21 protein-coding genes and 2 tRNA genes are annotated in these 20,936 nt (G+C 65.0%); 13 read left to right on the top strand and 10 right to left on the bottom strand.

Annotated features, from left to right (window positions below; translation table 11 throughout):
• Nucleotides 1-32 precede the first annotated feature (32 nt).
• Together panC and ACQKOE_RS11140 are read left to right on the top strand one after the other, a co-directional pair.
• Nucleotides 33-881, top strand: a complete 849-nt coding sequence (gene panC / locus ACQKOE_RS11145; protein WP_427512841.1) for a pantoate--beta-alanine ligase — start codon at nt 33-35, stop codon at nt 879-881.
• Between the two features lie 4 nt (nt 882-885).
• A complete protein-coding gene (locus ACQKOE_RS11140) occupies nt 886-1,710 on the top strand; it encodes an NYN domain-containing protein (protein WP_427512840.1) in 825 nt (274 codons plus the stop codon).
• Nucleotides 1,711-1,730: 20 nt separating this feature from the next.
• Here ACQKOE_RS11140 and ACQKOE_RS11135 read toward each other — a convergent pair.
• From ACQKOE_RS11135 to pepN, 6 genes are all read right to left on the bottom strand, one after another.
• Nucleotides 1,731-1,804: transfer RNA gene (locus tag ACQKOE_RS11135), tRNA-Gly, on the bottom strand.
• A 150-nt stretch (nt 1,805-1,954) separates the two neighbouring features.
• Nucleotides 1,955-2,770, bottom strand: a complete 816-nt coding sequence (locus tag ACQKOE_RS11130) for a cytochrome c1 (RefSeq protein ID WP_374591807.1) — start codon at nt 2,768-2,770, stop codon at nt 1,955-1,957.
• A 17-nt stretch (nt 2,771-2,787) separates the two neighbouring features.
• Nucleotides 2,788-4,071 carry a cytochrome b gene (locus tag ACQKOE_RS11125; RefSeq protein ID WP_427512839.1) on the bottom strand — a complete coding sequence of 428 codons (1,284 nt, stop codon included), beginning with the start codon at nt 4,069-4,071 and terminating at the stop codon, nt 2,788-2,790.
• Between the two features lie 11 nt (nt 4,072-4,082).
• Nucleotides 4,083-4,649 carry a ubiquinol-cytochrome c reductase iron-sulfur subunit gene (gene petA / locus ACQKOE_RS11120; protein WP_374591803.1) on the bottom strand — a complete coding sequence of 189 codons (567 nt, stop codon included), beginning with the start codon at nt 4,647-4,649 and terminating at the stop codon, nt 4,083-4,085.
• Nucleotides 4,650-4,860: 211 nt separating this feature from the next.
• Nucleotides 4,861-5,637 carry a peptidoglycan editing factor PgeF gene (gene pgeF / locus ACQKOE_RS11115; RefSeq protein ID WP_427512838.1) on the bottom strand — a complete coding sequence of 259 codons (777 nt, stop codon included), beginning with the start codon at nt 5,635-5,637 and terminating at the stop codon, nt 4,861-4,863.
• Nucleotides 5,630-8,272, bottom strand: a complete 2,643-nt coding sequence (pepN, locus tag ACQKOE_RS11110) for an aminopeptidase N (RefSeq protein ID WP_427512837.1) — start codon at nt 8,270-8,272, stop codon at nt 5,630-5,632. Before pepN ends, pgeF begins: the two co-directional genes overlap by 8 nt.
• Before the next feature lie 60 nt (nt 8,273-8,332).
• Between pepN and ACQKOE_RS11105 the strand changes: the two genes are divergently transcribed.
• Complete coding sequence (locus tag ACQKOE_RS11105; protein WP_427512836.1) at nt 8,333-9,127, top strand: SDR family NAD(P)-dependent oxidoreductase; 795 nt, start codon at nt 8,333-8,335, stop codon at nt 9,125-9,127.
• Here the strand turns inward: ACQKOE_RS11105 and ACQKOE_RS11100 are convergent.
• Nucleotides 9,098-10,009 carry a DMT family transporter gene (locus tag ACQKOE_RS11100; RefSeq protein ID WP_427512835.1) on the bottom strand — a complete coding sequence of 304 codons (912 nt, stop codon included), beginning with the start codon at nt 10,007-10,009 and terminating at the stop codon, nt 9,098-9,100. The genes ACQKOE_RS11105 and ACQKOE_RS11100 overlap by 30 nt on opposite strands.
• Nucleotides 10,006-11,001 carry a threonine aldolase family protein gene (locus tag ACQKOE_RS11095; protein ID WP_427512834.1) on the bottom strand — a complete coding sequence of 332 codons (996 nt, stop codon included), beginning with the start codon at nt 10,999-11,001 and terminating at the stop codon, nt 10,006-10,008. The genes ACQKOE_RS11100 and ACQKOE_RS11095 overlap by 4 nt, the downstream gene beginning before the upstream one ends.
• 50 nt (nt 11,002-11,051) lie before the next feature.
• Between ACQKOE_RS11095 and ACQKOE_RS11090 the strand changes: the two genes are divergently transcribed.
• On the top strand, nt 11,052-11,348 hold the full coding sequence (locus tag ACQKOE_RS11090) for a GNAT family N-acetyltransferase (RefSeq protein WP_427512941.1): 297 nt from the start codon (nt 11,052-11,054) through the stop codon (nt 11,346-11,348).
• An 18-nt stretch (nt 11,349-11,366) separates the two neighbouring features.
• On the opposite strand, the gene ACQKOE_RS11085 is transcribed toward ACQKOE_RS11090, so the two are convergent.
• Nucleotides 11,367-11,603: a hypothetical protein gene (locus ACQKOE_RS11085; RefSeq protein WP_374591703.1), complete on the bottom strand. Its 237-nt coding sequence runs from the start codon at nt 11,601-11,603 to the stop codon at nt 11,367-11,369.
• A 135-nt stretch (nt 11,604-11,738) separates the two neighbouring features.
• Here ACQKOE_RS11085 and ACQKOE_RS11080 point away from each other — a divergent pair, with 135 nt between their 5' ends.
• Nucleotides 11,739-13,211, top strand: coding sequence for a helicase HerA domain-containing protein (locus ACQKOE_RS11080; RefSeq protein WP_427512833.1), 1,473 nt, complete (start codon nt 11,739-11,741; stop codon nt 13,209-13,211).
• 44 nt (nt 13,212-13,255) lie between these two features.
• On the opposite strand, the gene ACQKOE_RS11075 is transcribed toward ACQKOE_RS11080, so the two are convergent.
• A tRNA-Thr gene (locus tag ACQKOE_RS11075) sits at nt 13,256-13,330 on the bottom strand.
• Between the two features lie 112 nt (nt 13,331-13,442).
• Here ACQKOE_RS11075 and ACQKOE_RS11070 point away from each other — a divergent pair.
• From ACQKOE_RS11070 to lspA, 8 genes are all read left to right on the top strand, one after another.
• A complete protein-coding gene (locus tag ACQKOE_RS11070; RefSeq protein WP_374591699.1) occupies nt 13,443-13,586 on the top strand; it encodes a hypothetical protein in 144 nt (47 codons plus the stop codon).
• A gap of 35 nt (nt 13,587-13,621) precedes the next feature.
• Nucleotides 13,622-14,308: a 2,3-diphosphoglycerate-dependent phosphoglycerate mutase gene (gene gpmA / locus ACQKOE_RS11065; protein ID WP_427512832.1), complete on the top strand. Its 687-nt coding sequence runs from the start codon at nt 13,622-13,624 to the stop codon at nt 14,306-14,308.
• Between the two features lies 1 nt (nt 14,309).
• Nucleotides 14,310-14,789: a 5-(carboxyamino)imidazole ribonucleotide mutase gene (gene purE / locus ACQKOE_RS11060; RefSeq protein ID WP_427512831.1), complete on the top strand. Its 480-nt coding sequence runs from the start codon at nt 14,310-14,312 to the stop codon at nt 14,787-14,789.
• Nucleotides 14,790-14,802: 13 nt separating this feature from the next.
• Nucleotides 14,803-15,858 carry a 5-(carboxyamino)imidazole ribonucleotide synthase gene (locus tag ACQKOE_RS11055; RefSeq protein WP_427512830.1) on the top strand — a complete coding sequence of 352 codons (1,056 nt, stop codon included), beginning with the start codon at nt 14,803-14,805 and terminating at the stop codon, nt 15,856-15,858.
• 1 nt (nt 15,859) lies between these two features.
• Nucleotides 15,860-16,360 (top strand): dihydrofolate reductase, encoded by a 501-nt coding sequence (locus tag ACQKOE_RS11050; protein ID WP_427512829.1) that lies wholly within the window; start codon nt 15,860-15,862, stop codon nt 16,358-16,360.
• 4 nt (nt 16,361-16,364) lie between these two features.
• Nucleotides 16,365-17,300, top strand: coding sequence for a bifunctional riboflavin kinase/FAD synthetase (locus ACQKOE_RS11045; protein ID WP_427512828.1), 936 nt, complete (start codon nt 16,365-16,367; stop codon nt 17,298-17,300).
• 59 nt (nt 17,301-17,359) lie between these two features.
• On the top strand, nt 17,360-20,278 hold the full coding sequence (gene ileS, locus ACQKOE_RS11040) for an isoleucine--tRNA ligase (RefSeq protein WP_427512827.1): 2,919 nt from the start codon (nt 17,360-17,362) through the stop codon (nt 20,276-20,278).
• Nucleotides 20,279-20,404: 126 nt separating this feature from the next.
• The gene (gene lspA, locus ACQKOE_RS11035) at nt 20,405-20,932 is read left to right on the top strand and encodes a signal peptidase II (protein ID WP_427512826.1); all 528 of its coding nucleotides are present in this window, start codon (nt 20,405-20,407) and stop codon (nt 20,930-20,932) included.
• Nucleotides 20,933-20,936 lie beyond the last annotated feature (4 nt).

Below are 20,936 nucleotides of genomic sequence, written 5' to 3'. Positions count from 1 at the left end.
CTCCTCCTTTCATATCGCAGGGGCCCGTCCAGGTGCAAACCGTTAGCCAGCTTGATCCACTACGCGATGTTGTTGCCGCACTTAAGAAAGACGGTCCGCTCGCGCTGGTCCCGACCATGGGAGCACTGCACGAAGGGCACCTCACCCTGGTGCGCGAGGCAAAGCAGCGCGCCGCCCATGTCGCCGTATCGATCTTCGTCAATCCGCGCCAGTTCGGTGCGAACGAGGATCTGGACAAGTACCCCCGCCAGATTGCCGCCGACTCCGCTCTGCTGGAGGCGGAAGGCGTCAGCCTGCTGTGGGCGCCCACGGTCGAGGCGATGTACCCCCAGGGCTATGCCACCAATATCTCCGTTTCCGGCGTCAGCGACGGCTTGTGCGGTGCGGCGCGGCCGGGGCACTTCGATGGCGTCGCCACCGTGGTCTGCAAGCTGTTCAACCAGGTCCGGCCTGATCTTGCCCTGTTTGGCGAAAAGGACTGGCAGCAGCTCGCGGTAATCCGCCGCATGGCCCGCGATCTGGACCTGCTTGCGCCCAAGGTCGACGCGATCATTGGTGTGCCCACGGTGCGCGAGGCGGACGGCCTCGCCATGTCCTCGCGCAATGCCTACCTCTCCGCGGAGGACCGCGCCCGCGCCGTGGCGCTACCCGATGGAATGCGCCGGGCGATTGCCGAAGTACGCGCCGGCGCCGCAATTGGCGACGCGCTGGCAGCTTTACAAAGCGCGCTTCTGACGAACGGGTTCAGCCAGGTCGATTATGCCGAGTTCTGCGACGCGAGTTCGCTCGCCCTGCTCACGGCCCTGACCGATGCTCCGGCGCGGCTGCTGGTAGCAGCCCGGATCGGCGGCACCCGCCTGATCGACAACATGGCCGCTTGATCGCATGGAAACCGACCGCAACGCGTCGACCACCCCGGACCGGCGCATCGCCCTGCTGATTGATGCCGACAACGTCTCGCACGCGGCGCTGGCGGCGATCCTCGCCGAACTGTCGAAATACGGCACGGCCAACATCCGCCGCGCCTATGGCGACTGGGGAAGCAGCGCGCTGAAAGGGTGGAAGGAAAAGCTCCACGAATTCGCGATCCGTCCGATCCAGCAGTTCAGCTATTCCTCAGGCAAGAACGCGACCGATATGGCCCTGGTGATCGATGCCATGGAGCTGCATTACACCCAGAAGCTCGATGCCTTTTGCATTGCATCGAGCGATGCCGACTTCACCCCGCTGGTCATGCAGCTCAAGGCCAGCGGCAATGCTGTTTATGGCTTTGGCGAGCGCAAGACGCCCAGTCCGTTCGTCAATGCCTGCTCCGAATTCCTGTTCCTCGATAGTCTGGATGGATTGCGCGCCGAACCCGCGCCCGATCAGGCGGCTGGGACCGGGAAGAAGCCTGCCGCCAAGGGCAAGGGCGCGGTCGGAACCGCAGATAAGGAGCGCAAGCCGCTGTCGCAGGACACGCGCCTGGTATCAATCCTGCGCGGCGCGGTAGAAGCCTGCGCGCGCGATGATGGCTGGGCAGCGCTGTCCGCCGCCGGAAGTGCCGCGAAACGGCAGGCTCCGATCGATCCGCGCAACTATGGGGTGAAGAACTTCCCGGCCTTGTTCGAAGCCACCGGCCTGTTCGAGATCGTGAAATCCGAATCAGGCCAGGGCTATGTGGCGGACAAGCGGAACAAGGACCGCGCGAAAAAGCCTGCGGCTGTTTAGAGATTCGCGTCTGGTGAGAGTGGAGCGGGTAGCGGGAATCGAACCCGCATAACCAGCTTGGAAGGCTGGGGCTTTACCACTAAGCTATACCCGCATCGCCAATAGGCTTGCCGCCGCCCTATGCGCGAATGCGCGGGCGTGGTCAATCGTCCAACGTTGGAACGGCTTCGCCTTTGCCGCAAAAGCAGAAGGCCCCGGCGCTGGGTTAGCGCCGGGGCCTTCTCTTTCGCCTGGGCGGAGGGGCTTAGTGACCCTTCTTGTCGGCCCAGATGTTGCGGTAGCTCATGTAGCCCAGGATCGTGGCGAACAGCATGAAGCCGATCCACACGAAGCCGGTCTGGTGGCGCTGCTCAAGCTCGGGCTCGGCAGTCCAGACCAGGAACGCGGCGACGTCCTTGGCCATCTGCTCCTTGGTCGCCTTGGTGCCATCCGAATAGGTCACCAGGTCGTCCGAAGCCAGCGGCGGGGCCATCGCGATGTTCAGGTTCGCGAAGTACGGGTTGTAGTGCATGTTCGCACCGGTCTTCGCATCCGGGAAGTCCTTCACCAGCGAGGCCGGCTGGTTTTCGTAACCGGTCAGCAGCGAGTAGACATAGGCCGGACCTTCGTGGCGCGCCTTGGTGATCAGCGACAGGTCAGGCGGATTGCCGACGCCGGCATAGACGACATGCGGGAACTTGTCGGCGGGCATGCCCGGACGGTCCTTCATTTCGCCAGTCAGCGGATCCTTGGCATTGATCGTCGCCTTGGCCGCGATCGCCTTGATTTCAGCCTCGTTGTAACCGAGCGCCGCCAGGTTGCGATAGGAAACCTGGCTGATCGAGTGGCAGGCGGCGCAGACGTTCTGGTAGACCGCAAAGCCGCGCTGCAGCTGGGCTTCGTCGAACTTGCCGAAAATGCCGTTGCTCGGCAGGTCCAGCTCCTTCGGCTTCTTGTGATAGACCTTCTCCGCGGTCTTGGCGGGCGGTTCGGTGACGAAGTTCACCGCGCCGGTGCCAAAGCCGAGCAGCAGGGCCAGCGAGAAGAATGCGCCGACGGCGAGAGAGATGATGCGGATCATGGTGTCTCTAGTCCCTCTTAGCCCTGGCCGCCCGTGCTGGCCTTATCGTCCGAACCCAGGACGGATTCGGTGATCGAGAAGGGCAGCGGATCGGGGCGTTCGATCGACGAAACGATCGGGACGATGATCAGGAAGTGAGCGAAGTAATACATCGATGCCAGCTGGCTGAGCATCACGTAGGGTTCTTCAGCCGGAGCGCCGCCGCAATAGAACAGCACTGCCATAGCCGGGACCAGCCCGAACCAGAAGAGCTTGCGGTAGAGCGGGCGGTAGTTGCCCGAACGCACCGGCGAACGGTCCAGCCAGGGCAGGAAGAACCACACCAGGATGGCCGCGAACATCGCAAGGACGCCCATCAGCTTGGCCGGAACGATCAGGAAGTCGACCGTGAAGGCGCGCAGGATCGCGTAGAACGGCCAGAAGTACCATTCGGGAACGATGTGCGCCGGGGTCTGCATCGGGTTGGCCGGAATGTAGTTGTCCGGGTGGCCCAGCGCGTTCGGCATGAAGAACACGAAGGCGCTGAAGATCACCATGAACAGGCCGACCGTCCAGCCGTCCTTGCCCACGTAGTAGGGGTAGAACGGAACCGTATCGCTTTCGCTCTTCACTTCCACGCCGGTCGGGTTCGACGAACCCGGGATATGCAGCGCCCAGATGTGCATGATCACGACGCCGAGGATCACGAAGGGCAGCAGGAAGTGCAGCGAGAAGAAGCGGTTCAGCGCGGCATTGTCAGGAGCGAAACCGCCCAGCAGCCATTCGCGGAAGGCATCGCCAACCAGCGGGATCGCGCTGAACAGGCCGGTGATGACCTGTGCGCCCCAGTAGGACATCTGGCCCCAGGGCAGAACGTAGCCCATGAAGGCCGTAGCCATCATCAGCAGGAAGATCACGACGCCCAGCAGCCAGATCATCTCGCGCGGGGCCTTGTACGAACCGTAGTAGAACCCGCGGAAGATGTGCAGGTAGACCACGACGAAGAAGGCCGAAGCGCCGTTGGCGTGGGCATAACGCAGCATCCAGCCCCAGTTCACGTCGCGCATGATGTGCTCGACCGAATTGAAGGCGACGGCGGTGTTGCCGCCGTAATGCATGGCCAGGATCACGCCGGTGACGATCTGGATCATCAGGCAGAGGCCAGCCAGGAACCCGAAGTTCCAGAAGTAGTTCAGGTTGCGCGGCACTTCATAGCCGCCACCGACTGCGTTGTAGACAAGACGGGGAAGCGGAAGCTTCTCATCCAGCCACACCATTGCCGGGTGGCTGGGCTTGTATTCCTTGGACCAGGGAAAGCTCATGTTGGTCTACCTCAACCGATCTTGACGACAGTGTCGGAGGTGAATTCGTACTCCGGAACCACCAGGTTCTTGGGAGCCGGGCCTTTGCGGATGCGCGCCGCGGTGTCGTAGTGCGAACCGTGGCAGGGGCAGAAGTACCCGCCAAATTCGCCCTTCACTTCACCTGCGCCAGCGCCCTGCGGGACGCAGCCCAGGTGGGTGCAGACGCCCATGGTGATCAGCCAGTTCTCGTGGCCTTCCTTGGTGCGTTCCTTCAAGGTCTGCGGATCGCGCAGGGTGGCAACGTCCACCTTGTCGGCCTGCTCGATTTCAGCTGCAGTCAGGTTGCGGATGAACACCGGCTGCTTGCGGAAGATCGCCTTGATCGCCTGGCCCGGCTGGACCGCGCTGATATCGACCTCGGTCGAGCTCTGCGCCAGCACGTCGGCCGAAGGGGCCATCTGGCTGATCAGGGGATAGAGCACGGCAATGCCGCCCGCACCGGCCGCACTGACCGCTGCAATGTTGATGAAATCGCGCCGCCGCACACCCTCACCGTCCTGGACGGTCGGAGTGTCGATGCTCGCCTCTTGTGCCATGGTCGAACCGATCCTGTCGTTCTGGCCGCCCTGTTGCGCAACGCGCTTCGGGAACGACCCCCTCAAAATTTGCTCAGGAAGCCCCTATGCGAACCGCCCACGCGCTGCAAGATGCAGCCTGCCTAGACGATTTGGCGGGCCTGATAGACGCGAAGCCGCCCCCTGCCAACTGTCAATTTGTGCAAGTTTGCACAGCTTGGCGAAAGAGTGCCTAAGCCAGGCCGATCAAGGACATTTGCCGGCCATAGTCCGGCTCGCCGCGATGGGTGGCGCGGCGGAACGAAAAGAAGGCGGCCTCGTCGGCATAGGTGTCGCGCCCAAGCCGCTCAACCCCGCCGATTCCGGCGCGTTCCAGGCGGCGGGCGACATAGCCTTCCAGGTCGAACTGGTAATGCCCCGGCGCCCCGGAAACGAAGAACCGCGCATTGTCGGCTGCCTCATCCAGCAGGCGGAGGCGGAAGGCCTCGTCCACTTCGTAACTGGCCTGGGCGATGCAGGGACCGATCGCTGCGACGATGTTGCCGCGACTGGCGCCCAGCCGCTCCATCGCGGCGATGGTCGAATCCGTCACGCCGGCCAGGGCGCCCTTCCACCCGGCATGGGCGGCGCCTACCACGCCCGCCTGCGTGTCCGCCAGCAGGACCGGGGCGCAATCGGCGGTCAGGATGCCCAGCAGCACGCCGGGCCGGTCCGTAACGAGCGCATCGGCATGGGGCCGGTCCGCCTCGGCCCAATCGCCCGCCTCGACGCAGTCCGCGCCGTGGACCTGGTACACCCCGACCAGCCTCGCCCCCGGCAGAACCGCCTCCACTCCGCGCCGGCGGTTTTCCCGCACCGGCGCAAGGGCTGGATCGTCGGGGTCCATCCCGCGCAGGCCCATGTCGAGACCGGTCACCACGCCGCTGGAAACACCACCCCGCCGACCGAGGAAGCCATGCGGAACAGAACCGAGCAGAGCGGCCCGGAGTACCTCGACCGCTTCAGCCAAGGCTTTTGCTCACTTGCTCGACAGTGTCCTTGGACAGTCCCGGCGCGGCGGCGATGCGTTCCAGTTCGGCTCGCATCAGCGCGGCGCGCGCCGGTTCGATCCGCCGCCAACGCCCCAGCGGCGCAACGAAGCGCGCGGCGGTCTGCGGATTGAGCGGGTCGAGCGCCAGGATCAGGTCCGCGACCATGCGGTAACCCTCTCCCGTCGCGGCATGGAATGCCCCCGGATTGACCGCCGCCGCCATATAGAGCGCGCGAACCCGGTTGGGATTGGTCAGGGTAAAATCGGGATGGTCCGCCAAGGCGCGCACATGGGCCAGCACGTCCGGGTGGAGCGATCCGGCCTGGAGCGAGAACCACTTGTCGATCACCAGCGCATTGCCCGCATAGCGTGCGTGGAATGCGGCCAGCCGCTCGTCCCGCAGCGGAGTTTCCAGGCTGCACAGGACCATCAGCGCGCCTTGCCGGTCGGTCATGTTGTCCGCCGCATCGAACTGCGCCGCGGCCAGTTGCGCGGCCAGTTCGGGCGCTCCGGCTGCGAGCAGGACCAGGGCCTGGGTCTTGACCTTGCGCGCCCCGCGTGCCGCTGCCGAGAGGTCATAGGGGACGGCGCTGGCGCGGGCGTGCAGCGCGACCAGCGCTTGCTCCAGCGAGGCACCCAGCTGCGCCTTCAATGCCTCGCGCACGGTACGGATGGCGACCGGATCGACTGCCTCGACCTGCTCGGCCAGATAGGCTTCGCCCGGCAGGATCATCAGTTCGCCGCGCATCAGGTCATCCAGTGCAGAGTCTTCGATGATTCGGGCGAAAGCCTGGACAATCGCATCGCGCCCGGCGGGATCGGGCCGCCCGGCCATTTCGGACAGCAGGTGCTGCGCGGCGAGCTGCTGCAAAGCCTCGTACCGGGCAAAGGGATCGTCATCGTTGGCGGCCAGGAAGACCAGGTCCTGCGCCGTCGTATCCGCGTCGATCCAGACCGGAGCGGAAAAGCCGCGATTGAGCGAGAGGACCGGCCTCGCCGCAAATCCCGGGAAGGCGAATTCCATTTCGGCGCGGTCGAGCACGACCAGCTTTTCCCCGTCGTGCTTGCCGGTGGCGGGATCGAACAACGCCAGCTTGAGCGGAATGACCATCGGCTGCTTGTTCGGCTGGCCGGGCGTGGCGGGCACTTCCTGCGTCAGCGCCAGGGTGGCGACGCCATCTGCATGGGACAGCCGCGCGGTGACCTTGGGCGTGCCGGCCTGCGAATACCACAGCCGGAACTGCTCAAGGTCGATGTCCGCGCCATGCTCGATCGCCTGGACGAAGTCCTCGCAGGTCGCGGCCTCGCCGTCGTGGCGGGCGAAGTAGAGGTCCGTCCCGGCGCGGAACCGCTCCGTGCCCACCAGGGTCCGCATCATGCGGATCACTTCGGCACCCTTGTTATAGACCGTGGCGGTATAGAAGTTGGAGATTTCCTGGTACGAATCCGGCCGGATCGGGTGCGCCAGCGGGCCGGAATCTTCGGGGAACTGCGCGGCGCGCAGCACGCGGACATCCTCGATCCGCTTGACCGCCGCGCTGCCCATGTCCTGGCTGAACATTTGGTCGCGCAGGACGGTGAAGCCTTCCTTCAGGCTCAGCTGGAACCAGTCACGGCAAGTGACGCGGTTGCCCGACCAGTTGTGAAAGTATTCGTGCGCGACGACGCTCTCAATCCCGTCATAGTCGCCGTCCGTCGCCGTATCGGGATCGGCCAGGATGTAGCGGGTGTTGAAGACGTTCAGCCCCTTGTTCTCCATTGCCCCCATGTTGAAATCGGACACGGCGACGATGTTGAACAGGTCGAGGTCATATTCGCGGCCGAACACCTCTTCGTCCCACTTCATCGAATCCTTCAGCGCCTGCATCGCGTGATGGGTGCGGTCCTGGTCCCCTTCGCGAACCCAGATGTTCAGGTCGACCCTGCGCCCGCTCATCGTGGTGAAAGTGTCGTGGTTGGCGACCAGATCCCCGGCGACCAGCGCGAACAGATAGGACGGCTTGGGCCAGGGATCGTGCCATTCGGCCCAATGCGTGCCGTCCGGCCCATCGCCGGTCGCGATACAATTGCCATTGGCGAGCAGCACGGGAAACAAGCCCTTGGCCCCGGCCATCCGCACCGAATAGGTGGAAAGCACGTCCGGCCGGTCCGGGAAGAAAGTGATGCGGCGGAAGCCCTCGGCCTCGCACTGGGTGCAAAGCATCCCGTTCGAGGCATAGAGCCCCATCAACTGCGTATTGGCCGCCGGATTGATCCGGGTGACGATTTCCACGCGGTGCCGTTCTTCCGGCAGTTCAAGCAGCAGGTCCGGTCCGTCCATCCGCCAAGTGTTCACGGGAACCCCGTCGACCGAAACCGATTCGGCCACCAGTCCGTCCCCGTTGAGCCGCAGCGTGGCCGTGCCGTCGCAGGCCGGATTACGCTCTACCTCCAGCCGCGCCGTGACGCGCGTTTCCTCAAGCCCCAGGGCGAAATCGAGCGCGATCTGCGGCACCAGCCACGCGGGCGGGGAATAGTCCTCGCGCCGGATCGTGGCCGGAGCCTGCGGCGGCGGCGCGGCATCGGCAGTTTCGGGGTTGCTGAGCGGGGCGGAGGGTCTGCTGGCGATATCCATGCGGGCCAACTTAATCGCAATGCTTCCGATTGCCAGCGCGGCGGCCTATGGAATGGGCCGATGCGCCGCATTTTCATCTTCGGACTGGGCTATACCGCCACCCGCGCCGCCGCAGCCTTGCAGGAACAGGGCTGGGAAGTCGTGTCCACCGGGCGCAGCGGCACCCTGCGATTCGACGATGAAAGCAACGTGCGCCTGGCCCTGGCCGATTCGTCGCACGTCCTTTCCTCGGTCCCGCCGGATGGCGCAGGGCTTGATCCGGTGCTGGAGGCCTATGGCCCTGCACTCGCGGGCAAGCATCTGATCTATCTCTCTTCCACCGGGGTTTACGGCGATACCGGGGGTGCCTGGGTCGATGAAAGTGCACCCACCGGCACGGGCCGCCGCACCGCGCGGGCCGAGGCTGACCGGGCCTGGCTGGAGCGCGGGGCACGCGTGCTGCGCCTGCCCGGAATCTACGGCCCCGGTCGCTCCGCACTGGAACGGGTGGAAAGCGGCGCGGCGCACCGGATCGACCTGCCGGACCAGATCTTCAGCCGGGTCCATGTGGATGACATCGTCAGTGCCGTGCTGCTCTCGCTGGACGCTCCGGCAGGCGCCTACAACGTGGCCGACGATCTGCCGACCAGCCAGAACAGCGTGATCGAGCACGCCTGCGACCTGCTCGGTCTGCCCTGGCCGCGCTTGCAAAGCATCGAGGAGGCCGGGTTGTCCCCCATGGCGCGGGCCTTCTATGCAGAGAATCGCCGCGTCGCGAACCGAAAGGCAAAGCGGGTCCTGGGCTGGAATCCGCGCTATCCCACATACCGCGAAGGACTGGGCGCGCTACTTGCGGCCCGACAGCGCGATCAATAGCCCGACCATCGCCAGCGCCGCTCCGCCCCCCGCCAGCAGCGACCAGCGGTAGCCTTCGAACAGAGTGGAAAGCGCCATGGCCACGACCGGCACGGCCACCCCATTGTAAGCAGCCTTGCCCGGCCCCCAGTCGCGAATCAGCATGAAATAGAGCGGGAAGGTGAGGACCGAGCCGACAATTGCCAGATAGGCAATGCCGCCCAATTGGCGCGGGCTGGTATCCAGCACCGGCGGCCCCGCCGTGGCCCAGGCGAACAGCGCATCCGCCGTGGCTCCGACCAGCATCGCCCAGGCAATCATCACGATGATGCTTTCGCGCCGCGCGGTGGGAGTCGCTTGCAGGATATTGGCGGTTGAGGCGGACATGATCGCGGCGAAGGTCAGGGCCACTCCGGCCAGCACTTCCGCGCCGCCCGCAGGAGCCGCACGGTATTCGTGGCCCAGCAGCAAGGCGATGCCCAGCAGGGCGACCGAGGAACCGGCCAGAAAGCGCCGCTCGATCGGGGTGCCCAGGAAGATGCGCCCCATCACCGCATTCGGCACCAGCAACAGCGCGAACAAGACCGCGACGAGGCCGGAGGTAATGTAGCCCTCGGCCCGGTAGACCAGCTGGAAATTGGCGAAGAACTGGAACAGCCCCATAACCACGGCCACCGTCATGGCCGGGCGGGGCAGGATGAGCTTTTCGCGCCGGACGATCGCCAGGGCGAACATACCGGCCGAAGCTAGCATAAAGCGCCAGGTCACGGCCCAGCTGGCGGGAACGGTACTGCTGATCTGGTCCTTGATGACCAGCCAGGTCGATCCCCAGATCAGGGTGACCAGCACGAAGGCCGCAATGGCGCGGGCCTGCGATGGTGCCGGGGCGGAGGCGGAAGTCACAGCGCGCGGATCGCCTGGGCTAGCGCCGCAACGTGGTCTGCCGGGCTGTTCCACGCCGTGACCAGCCGCGCGGCATCGCTGCCCCAGTCATAGAAGGAGAAGCCCTGACTGCGTAGCGCCTCGCGCTCGGCCCCCGTCAGGCGCAGGAAAATCTCGTTCGCTTCGACCGGATGGAGCAGGCGGTCGCCCGCTGCCGTGGCCAGCTCCGCCGCCGCCGCATTGGCGCTGCGGGCATTTTCCAGCCACAGCCCATCCTCGACCATCGCTAGCAGCTGCGCGGCCAGGAACCGGCCCTTCGATTGCAGATGGCCCGCCCGCTTGCGCCGCAGCCGTGCGACGTCTGCCAGTTCGGAATCGAAGAAGACCAGCGCCTCGGCGCTCATCCCGCCGTTCTTGACGCAGCCGAAACTGAGCGCCGCTGCACCCTGGCAGGCTTCCCACGGGGTGCAGCCGAGGAAGGCCACGGCATTGGCGAAACGCGCACCATCGACGTGGAGTTTCAACCCATGGCGCTGCGCGGTCGCGGCAATATCGGCCATTTCCTGCGGCTGATAGCAGCGGCCATATTCGCTCGCCTGCGTGATCGACACGGCCTGCGGCTGAACCTGGTGCACGTCCTTGCGGATACCGACGATCACTGCCTCGATCCCCTCGGGCGAAAGCTTCGCCCCTTCGCCTTCGGCCAGGATCAGCTTGGCCCCATGGGTGTAAAAGCCGGGTGCGCCGCCCTCGTCCGTCTCGATATGAGCCTCGCGGTGGCAGATCACCCCGCCGTGGGGCGGGACCAGGGTGGCAAGCGCCAGGCAATTCGCCGCCGTGCCCGTTGCCACCCACAGGACCGCGCAAGGCCGACCGAACAGGTCCGCAAACGCATCGTCCAGCTTCAGGCTCAATGCGTCATTGTCATAGGGGGAATCCGGCGCATCTGCGGCACGCATCGCCTCCCACAGGCGGGGATGGACGGCAGCGGCATTGTCGGAAAGAAACTGCATCACCATGTCGCATGATGCAGCCCGCACCGGGCGTCAAGCAGGAGTACCCGATGGAACAGGTCACGATCACGCGCCACGGCGGGGAAAAAGCGGGCGAATATCACGCCCACGTGGCCGGAAGCGACGCGATCGGGCGCCTTACCTGGGTCGATCACGGCCATGCCCGCGCGGCGGAACACACCATCGTGCCGCCAGAGATTGGTGGACGCGGCGTGGCGGCACGACTGGTCGAAGCCATGGTCGCAGATGCGCGGGAACAGGGCTTCCTGATCCTGCCCGAATGCTCCTATGTCGCTGCGGCCTTTACCCGGCATCCGGAATGGGGCGACCTGCTGGGTACCAGCTGAAGCGCCCCGACCGGGTCTTTAGTTCACCTTCTTCGCCGCATCCTCTGCGGCATTGCCCACCTTGTCGGCGGCAGCGCCAACCTTTTCAGCGGCTGCCGAGATGTTGGGATCGGCGGAATTATCCGGCTGCTTCACCAGGACGAAATAGGCAAAGGCGGCGATCAGCAGCAGGGCAATGATCGCGATCACTGCGGTTCCACCGGAGCTGCGCTCCTTGATGATCGTCACGTTATCGGGATCGCGGGTATCGGTCATGGCATTTCCCTTTCCGTTGGATGCGGGAAAAACGGCCATGACAAGGCCCGGTTCCCAGGGCAGAGCGACGCGAAGCTCTGGAAAACAGCCTAGGCCCGCTTGGAGAGAAGCCATTGCCCGCCTAACTGCCAGGCGGTGAGCGCTCCCATCCAAATCGGTGCCGACCCTTCCGGCGGCCCCATCCAGATCGATATCGAGGAACTGCTGGCCACGCGCCTGCTGGTTCAGGGCAACAGCGGTTCGGGCAAGTCCCACCTGCTGCGCCGCCTGCTGGAAGAGAGCGCCAGCATCGTCCAGCAGATCGTGATCGACCCGGAAGGGGACTTTTGCAGCCTGTCCGACGTGTTCGGCCATATCGTGATCGACGGCGCGGCCTATTCCGGCGCGGAGATCGAGCGGCTGGCGGCGCGAATCAGAAAGCACCGCGCTTCGGTGGTCCTTTCGCTCGAAGGGCTGGAGATCGAAGGGCAGATGCGCTGCGCCGCGCAGTTCCTGTCCGCCTTGTTCGACGCGCCGCGCGACCAGTGGTTCCCGGCCCTGGTGGTGGTGGACGAAGCGCAGATGTTTGCCCCCGCCGCGGGCGGCGACGTCAGCGAGGAAACCCGCCGCATGTCGCTGGCCGCCATGACCAACCTGATGTGCCGAGGGCGCAAGCGCGGCCTCGCCGGGATCGTCGCCACCCAGCGCCTGGCCAAACTGGCCAAGAACGTCGCCGCCGAAGCCTCGAACTTCCTGATGGGCCGCACCTTCCTGGACATCGACATGGCCCGCGCGGCCGACCTGCTGGGGATGGAGCGCCGCCAGGCCGAACAGATCCGCGATCTTTCCAGCGGCCAGTTCCTGGGCCTGGGCCCGGCGATCAGCCGCCGCCCGGTGGCGGTGCGAATCGGCCCGGTGCGGACCGGCCCGCAGCGGATGGTCCAGGCGCTGGCCCCGCCGCCTTCTGCCTCGCCCGACGAATTGCACGCCCTGCTCCATTCCGGCCTGCACCTTGAGGATGAGAGCCCCGCACCCCCGCCTCCGGCTCCGTCCGCTCCGGATGCTGGCGCGCTGCTGGAACAGATCGCCGCCGTGCCGACCGAGATGGAAGAAGAACCGGTCGAACAGCCCGCCCTGTTCGCCCCCGATCAGCGCGAGATCGACGCGGCTGTCGATGCGATCCTGGCCGAAATGGCGGCAGAGGAAGACTGCACCTTCCAGCAACCCGCACGGCTGTTCCAGGATTTCACCGTGCGCTGCCGGATGAACCGTCTGACTGCGGGCCACGTCGACATGACGCTGTTCCGCCGCCGCTTTGCCATGGCCGTGGCCGGGGTGACCGATGCCGACAAGGCGCCGTGGAAAGACATCCTGCGCGTGGCCCGGGTCCTGTCCGACGATCTGCTCGCCCCGTTCCTGGTCATCGCCCGCGCCGCCCACGAAGGGGCCACCTGTCCCGACGACGAGGAACTGGCGCGAATCTATGGCACGAATTCGCTGGGGCGGATTCGCCGCCTGCTGGAACACTATGAACGGGCAGGATTAATCGTCGTGCGCACCGACTTCAGCGGCAGGCGCTCAGTCGCGATTCCGGAACTGAGCCTGTCGACCGCTCCGCTCGAAGCCTGAACGAGCGGCGCAATTCGGCGGGTTCGGGATCGGGGGAAAAGGAATGGTGCTGCTGGGGAGGATTGAACTCCCGACCTCAGCCTTACCAAGGATGCGCTCTACCACTGAGCTACAGCAGCACACCATTCCATCGTGCCCGGTGCGGCTGGGCGCGCCGGGGCAGGGGCGCGCTAATGACTGCGGCCCCTTGCTTTGTCAAGCACAAGGCGTGATAGCGCCATCAGATTGCCAATGCGTGAAGACAACCCACCCCTGTCGCGCGAAGAGCGCCTGGCCGCAAAGCTGCGCGAGAACCTGCGTCGCCGCAAGGAACAGGCGCGGGAAATTACCCGCAACACCACGCCGACACTTCCCAAAGACGAGCCTGCTGGCTAGGGGCCAAGCTTCCTGAAACCGGGGGAGCCAAGACCTTGCCGCGTTTGATTCTCGTCCGCCATGGCCAGAGCCAGTGGAATCTCGAAAACCGCTTTACCGGATGGTGGGACGTCGACCTGACCCCCAAGGGTGAGGAAGAGGCCCGCGCCGCCGGTGCCCTGCTCAAGGCCAAGGGCATGTTGCCCACGCTCGCCTTCACCAGTTTCCAGACCCGCGCGATCAAGACGCTGCACCTGGCACTGGAAACCGCAGGCCGCCTGTGGATCCCGGAAACCAAGGACTGGCGCCTGAACGAACGCCACTATGGCGGGCTGACCGGCCTCGACAAGGCCCAGACGGCAGCCAAGCATGGCGACGAACAGGTCAAGATCTGGCGCCGCAGCTTTGACACGCCCCCGCCGGTGCTGGAGGACGGATCGGAGTTCGATCTCAAGGCGGACGACCGCTATGCCGGGATCGCGATTCCCTCGACCGAAAGCCTGAAGGACACCATCGCCCGCGTCCTGCCCTATTACGAGGCAGCGATTGCCCCGGCGCTGAAGGCGGGCGAAGTGGTGCTGGTCGCCGCCCACGGCAATTCGCTGCGGGCGCTGGTCAAGCACCTGTCCGGCATTTCGGACGACGAGATAACCGGCCTGGAAATTCCCACCGGCCAGCCGATCGTCTATGAACTGGACGACAACCTGCAGGCGCTGGAGCGCTATTATCTCTCGGAGCGTTGAAATGAGCGCACCCGTAGCAATCGTCATGGGCAGCCAGTCCGACTGGCCGACCATGAAATGCGCCGCCGATGCGCTGGACAAGCTGGGCGTCGCCTATGATGCGCGGATCGTCTCGGCGCACCGCACCCCGCAGCGGCTGGTCGATTTCGCCCAGGGCGCGGCAGACGAAGGCTTCAAGGTGATCATCGCTGGTGCTGGCGGCGCGGCCCACTTGCCGGGCATGGTGGCCAGCATGACCCATCTGCCGGTACTGGGCGTGCCGGTGCAATCGCGCGCGCTTTCAGGGCAGGACAGCCTGCTTTCGATCGTGCAGATGCCTGCCGGAATCCCGGTCGGCACCCTGGCCATCGGCGAAGCGGGCGGGACCAATGCGGGCCTGCTCGCCGCCGCGATCCTGGCCACCAACGACGATGCCTTGGCAGAGCGGATCAAGCAGTTCCGCGCCGCGCAAAGCGCCAGCGTGGCCGAGCGGCCCGCTTAAGGAAGGACAGCGCATGATTCCCCCCGGCGAAACCATCGGCATTCTGGGCGGCGGTCAGCTGGGCCGGATGCTGGCCAAGGCAGCGGCGCAGCTTGGCTACCGCGTCCACGTCTATGCGCCGGAGGCCGATTCGGTCGCGGCAGAGGTCTGCGCCCGCTTTACCAATGCCCATTGGGACGATGCGGCGGCCATGGCCGAATTCGCTGCCGATTGCGCCGTGGTGACCTATGAGTTCGAAAATGTCCCGGTCGGCCCGCTGAAGGCGCTGGGATCGGTGCCGCTGCACCCCAATGCCCGAGCGCTGGAAGTGGCGCAGGACCGGCTGAACGAAAAGGAATTCGTCGAGCAGCTCGGCGGCCGTACCGCACCCTACATGGCGGTCGACACGCGCGAGGATCTGGATGCGGCGCTGACCCGCCTGGGCTCGCCCGGCATCCTCAAGACCCGGCGCGAAGGCTATGACGGCAAGGGCCAGTGGCGGATCAATGCCGACCACGAGGCAGACGGCATCGCCTTTTCCGGGCAGCCGCTGATCTATGAAGGGCTGGTGCGCTTTTCCGCAGAATTCAGCGTGATTCTGGCACGGGGTCACGATGGCCGAATCGTATTCTGGGACAGCGCCGAGAACGTCCATCAGGGCGGCATCCTGGCCCTGTCCACCGCACCTGCCAGCGACGCAGTCCTGGCCCAGGTGGAAGAGGCGCGTGCCCTGGCTGCCAAGGTGGCCGAAGGGCTTGGCTATGTCGGCGTGGCCGCGTTTGAATTCTTTGCCACGGCGGACGGCCCCGTGTTCAACGAAATGGCCCCGCGCGTGCACAATTCCGGGCACTGGACCATCGAAGGCGCGGTCACCAGCCAGTTCGAAAATCACATCCGCGCGATCTGCGGCCTGCCGCTGGGCGATACCCGTCTGGCCGCGACCAAGGTCGAAATGCGCAATATCATTGGCGAGGCGGCAGAGGATTGGGCCGCGATTCTGGCCGATCCGGCCAACCACCTGCACCTCTATGGCAAGGGCGCCGCGCGTCCGGGGCGCAAGATGGGCCACGTCACGCGGCTGACCTTCTGACATGAACCGCCCGGAAATCGTTCTGGTGGTGGCGGTTGCCGATAATGGCGTGATGGGCGCGGACGGCGGAATGCCCTGGCACCTGTCCGCCGACTTTCGCCGGGTCAAGGCGCTCACCATGGGCAAGCCGCTGGTCATGGGCCGCAAGACCTTCGATTCGCTGCCCGGCATTCTTCCCGGCCGCCGCCACATCGTCATCACCCGCGATGCAAGCTGGCAGGCCGATGGGGCGGAGCGGGCCGATTCGCTGGAACAGGCGCTGGACCTTGCCAATGCGCCGCAGATCATCATTTTCGGCGGGGCGCAGATCTATGCCCAGGCGCTGCCGCTGGCCGACAGGATCGAATGGACCGAAGTCCACGCCAGACCGGACGGGGACACATACTTCCCGGATTTCGACCGCAGCGAATGGACCGAAACCTTCCGCGAATCCCATCCTGAGGACAGCCAGTCTCCCGCATTTGATTTCGTCACGCTGCTGCGTAAACCGGGATCAAGGTAACCAGATGACCATTCCCCGGCTTGATGCAGCGGCCCCGATGCCCGATTCCCTGCGCGGCGCGATCATTGCGCTGGGCAATTTCGATGGCTTCCACCTGGGCCACCAAGCCGTTGCGGGCGAAGCCATCGGCTGGGCGCGGGCCGAGGGCCGCCCGGCGATCATCGCCACGTTCGATCCCCACCCGGTCCGCTTCTTCGCGCCCGATGCCCCGCCCTTCCGCCTGACCACGCTGGACCAGCGGATCGAGCTGTTCGAGGCAGCGGGGGCCGATGCCATGCTGGTCTTCGCCTTTGGCGCGGAACTGGCCGGAACCAGCGCGGAGGACTTCGTAACCGAACTGCTGATTCGCCGCCTGGGCGCGGCGGGCGTGGTCACGGGCGAGGACTTCTCCTTTGGCAAGGGACGCGGCGGCAGTGTCGACCTGCTCGCACGCCTGGGCGAAAGCCAGGGCCTGCGCGCAAAGGCCGTCGGTCCGGTTAGCGAGGAGGGCGCAGTCGTCTCGTCCAGCCGCATCCGTGATGCCCTGCGCGCCGGGGACTGCGGCACGGCCACCCACCTACTGACCCGCCCCTTCGCCATTCGCGGCGTGGTGGAGCATGGGGCCAAGCTGGGCCGCTCCATCGGCTATCCCACCGCCAACCTGCGGCTCGGCAACTATTTGCGCCCGGCCTATGGCATCTATGCGGTGACTGGACACCTGCCTGGCGGGAAAGTCGTCCACGGTGCGGCCAACCTGGGCATTCGCCCCAGTTTCGATCCCCCCATCGAATTGCTGGAGCCTTACTTCTTCGATTTTTCTGGCGATCTCTATGGCCAGGAGATCGAAGTGGCGCTGCACCATTACCTGCGGCCCGAGGCCAAGTTTGACAGCCTGGAGGAACTGACCGCGCAGATGGAGCAGGACTGCCTGCAAGCGCGACACCTGCTCTCTGGCCTTTAAGGCTGCGCCCACACCAAAAAATTGCGCAAAGCCGCCGCCCCGGCTAAGGCCCCGGCGCTATGACCGAACAGCGCGACTATCGAGACACCGTCTTCCTGCCGAAGACCGATTTCCCCATGAAGGCCGGGCTTCCGCAGAAGGAGCCAGGCATTCTGGCGCGCTGGAACGAGAGTGACCTCTATCGCCAGCTGCGCGATGCGCGCGCGGGCCGGGAAAAGTTCATCCTTCACGATGGCCCGCCCTATGCCAATGGCGACATGCACATCGGCCATGCGCTGAACCATATCCTGAAGGACATGGTCTGCCGCACCCAGAACCTGCTGGGCAAGGACGCGCCCTATGTTCCCGGCTGGGACTGCCACGGCCTGCCGATCGAATGGAAGGTCGAGGAACAGTACCGCAAGAAGAAGCTCGACAAGGACCAGGTCGATCCGGTCGAATTCCGGGCGGAATGCCGCGCTTATGCCCAGAACTGGGTCAACGTGCAGCGCGAACAGATCAAGCGGCTGGGCATTCTGGGCGATTGGGACAATCCCTATCTGACCATGGACCCGCAGGCCGAAGGCACCATCGTTGCCGAACTGCTGAAGTTCGCGGAAAGCGGCCAGCTCTATCGCGGGGCCAAGCCGGTGATGTGGTCGCCGGTGGAAAAGACCGCGCTGGCCGAGGCGGAAGTCGAATACGAGGACATCACCTCGACCCAGATCGACGTGGCTTTTGAAATCACGCAGTCGCCGATTGCCGAACTGGTCGGCGCCCATGCCGTGATCTGGACGACGACGCCGTGGACGATCCCGGCCAACCAAGCGATCGCCTATGGGCCGGACGTGGAGTATGTAATAGCTGAACCGATGATCGGCGGATGCTCTGTTGGCGAAACCGATTTGAGCCGCGCACTCGATCAACACCCGCTTTACCATCTGATTGGCAAGCGCCTCATTGTGGCAAAGCCCCTGATGGAGCAGATAAATGATCGGCTAGACCGTGCTCAAGGCACTTCGCCAGATGGCGTTGCTTTTCAAATCGGGCTTGAGGAACGCGGCACGATCAAAGGCTCCGACCTCGCCGGCACCGTCGTTCGCCATCCGATGCACCACCTTGGCGGATTCTTCGCCAAGCCGCGCCCGTTCCTGCCGGGCGACTTCGTTACCACCGACAGCGGCACCGGGCTGGTCCACATGGCCCCGGACCACGGCGAGGATGACTTCCTGCTGTGCAAGGAGCACGGGATCGAGCCCGTCTTCGCGGTCGAAGGCGATGGCAAGTACCGGGCGGACTGGGCCTGGCTGGGCGGTCAGGGATCGGTGATCAATCCCAAGTTCAACGCGCCGGACGGTCCGATTTGCACTGCCCTGGCCGAAACCGGCTGCCTGCTGGCGGCTTCGGCGGATTACCAGCATTCCTATCCGCATTCGTGGCGGTCCAAGGCCAAGGTGATCTTCCGCTGCACTCCGCAGTGGTTCGTGCCGATGGACCGCAAGATCGACCGGCAGGCGCCGCTCTGCGCAACGGAAGCGGACATCCGCAGCGAACAGGATGCGGGCGAAACCCTGCGCGAAACCGCCATGGCCGCGATTGCCGCCACCCGCTTCGTGCCCGAAAAGGGCCGCAACCGCATCGGTTCGATGGTCGAAGGCCGGCCGGACTGGGTCCTCTCGCGCCAGCGCGCCTGGGGCGTGCCGATCACCCTGTTCGTGGACCGCAAGACCGGCCAATACCTGTGCGATCCTGCCGTGAACGCGCGGATCGTTGCTGCGGTCAAGGCGGACGGCGTCGATGCCTGGAGCGACGAGCGCGCGCAGGAATACCTGGGCGAGCAGTACCGCGTCGAGGATTACGAGCGCGTCACCGACATTCTGGACGTGTGGTTCGATTCCGGCTCCACCCATGCCTTCGTGCTGGAAAGCGGGCGCTGGCCCGATCTGGAGCGTCCCGCCGGGTGGACCGGCCCGCGCGCCGACATGTACCTGGAAGGCAGCGACCAGCATCGCGGCTGGTTCCAGTCGAGCCTGCTGGAATCCTGCGCCACGCGCGGCCATGCGCCATACAAGGAAATCCTGACCCACGGCTTCACCATGGATTCCAAGGGCATGAAGATGTCCAAGAGCCTGGGCAACACCATCGACCCGCTGAAGGTGATGGAAAACTATGGCGCGGACATCATCCGCCTGTGGGCGCTGTCGGTCGACTTCACCGAGGATCACCGCATCGGCGATGAAATCCTGAAGGGCGTGGCCGACCAGTACCGCAAGCTGCGCAACACGTTCCGCTATCTACTGGGCGCTCTGGACGGCTTCAGCGATGCAGAACGGGTCGACGTTGCGGCGATGCCGGAACTGGAACGCTATGTGCTGGCCCTCGTTGGCAAGCTGGACGCGACCTTGCGTCAGGCCGCGCACCACTATGACTTCAACACCTATGTCCGCGCGCTGACCGATTTCTGCAACGAGGACCTTTCGGCCTTCTTCTTCGATATCCGCAAGGACTGCCTCTATTGCGATGCGCCGACCGACCCGAAGCGCATGGCCTATCGCACCACGCTGGACCTGCTGTTCCACGCCCTGATCCGCTGGGCCGCGCCGGTGCTGGTCTTCACGGCAGAGGAAGTCTGGGGCACGCGCTATCCCGCTGGCGGCAGCGTCCACCTGCTGGAATGGCCGGAACTGCCGAGTGCAGCCGTGGACATGGTCAAGTGGGAAGAACTGCGCGCCGCCCGCACCGCCGTGAACGAACAGATCGAACCCATGCGCCGCGAAAAGGTCATCGGCTCCAGCCTGGAAGCTGCGGTTACCGTTGCGGAAGCTGCGGGCGATACCGATCTGGCCGAACTGTTCATCGTCTCGTCGGTAACCCACGGCGACGCGCTGACCGTCACCCGCACGGAAAACCACAAGTGCGGTCGCTGCTGGCGGCACCTGCCCGAAGTGGCCGAGGACGGCGAACTCTGTTCACGTTGCGATCAGGTCGTTAATGGCTGAAACCAGGTTCGTAACCCGTCACCCTGAACTTGTTTCAGGGTCCATTCATCATCGCGGCCCGAAAGGCGCGGTGGCACGATGGATGCTGAAACAAGTTCAGCATGACGAAGCAGGAAAGCAGAACGCGTGATCTTCACTGCCCGCCCCCGCTTGACCGGCTTGGTGCTTGCCGCTGTGATCTTCTGGATCGACCAGTGGTTGAAGCGGATGGTGGCCGGACCGTGGGGCCTGCGTGAAATCGGCGATCACCTGCCCTTGCTGCCGTTCTTCGACCTGACGCGGACCCACAATTATGGCGTCTCGCTGGGCATGCTCACGGCCAATTCGATGGAGATGCGCTGGGGCCTGGTCGCCCTTACCGCACTGATTGCACTGGTCGTGCTGGTGTGGATGCTGCGCGAAAAGGTGCTGGGCGAGATCCTGCCCCTGGCGCTGGTCCTCGGCGGTGCGCTGGGCAATATCCGTGACCGCGTCCGGTTCGGCTATGTGCTTGATTATGCCGATTTCCACATCGGCGATTTCCGCCCCTTCCTGATTTTCAACCTGGCCGATGCGGCAATCACCATCGGCGTTGTTATTATCCTTGCCCGCAGCTTTCTGATCCGCGAAAAGACGGAGCAGCAACCGGCGGGCGCTCCCGCCTCGGAGAATTGATACC

This window comes from Novosphingobium sp. NPDC080210 (genome assembly GCF_050281025.1).
Classification (GTDB): Bacteria; Pseudomonadota; Alphaproteobacteria; order Sphingomonadales; family Sphingomonadaceae; genus Novosphingobium.
Note: the sequence above shows the minus strand (reverse complement) of the source record. Positions and strands in the feature narration are given on the sequence as shown.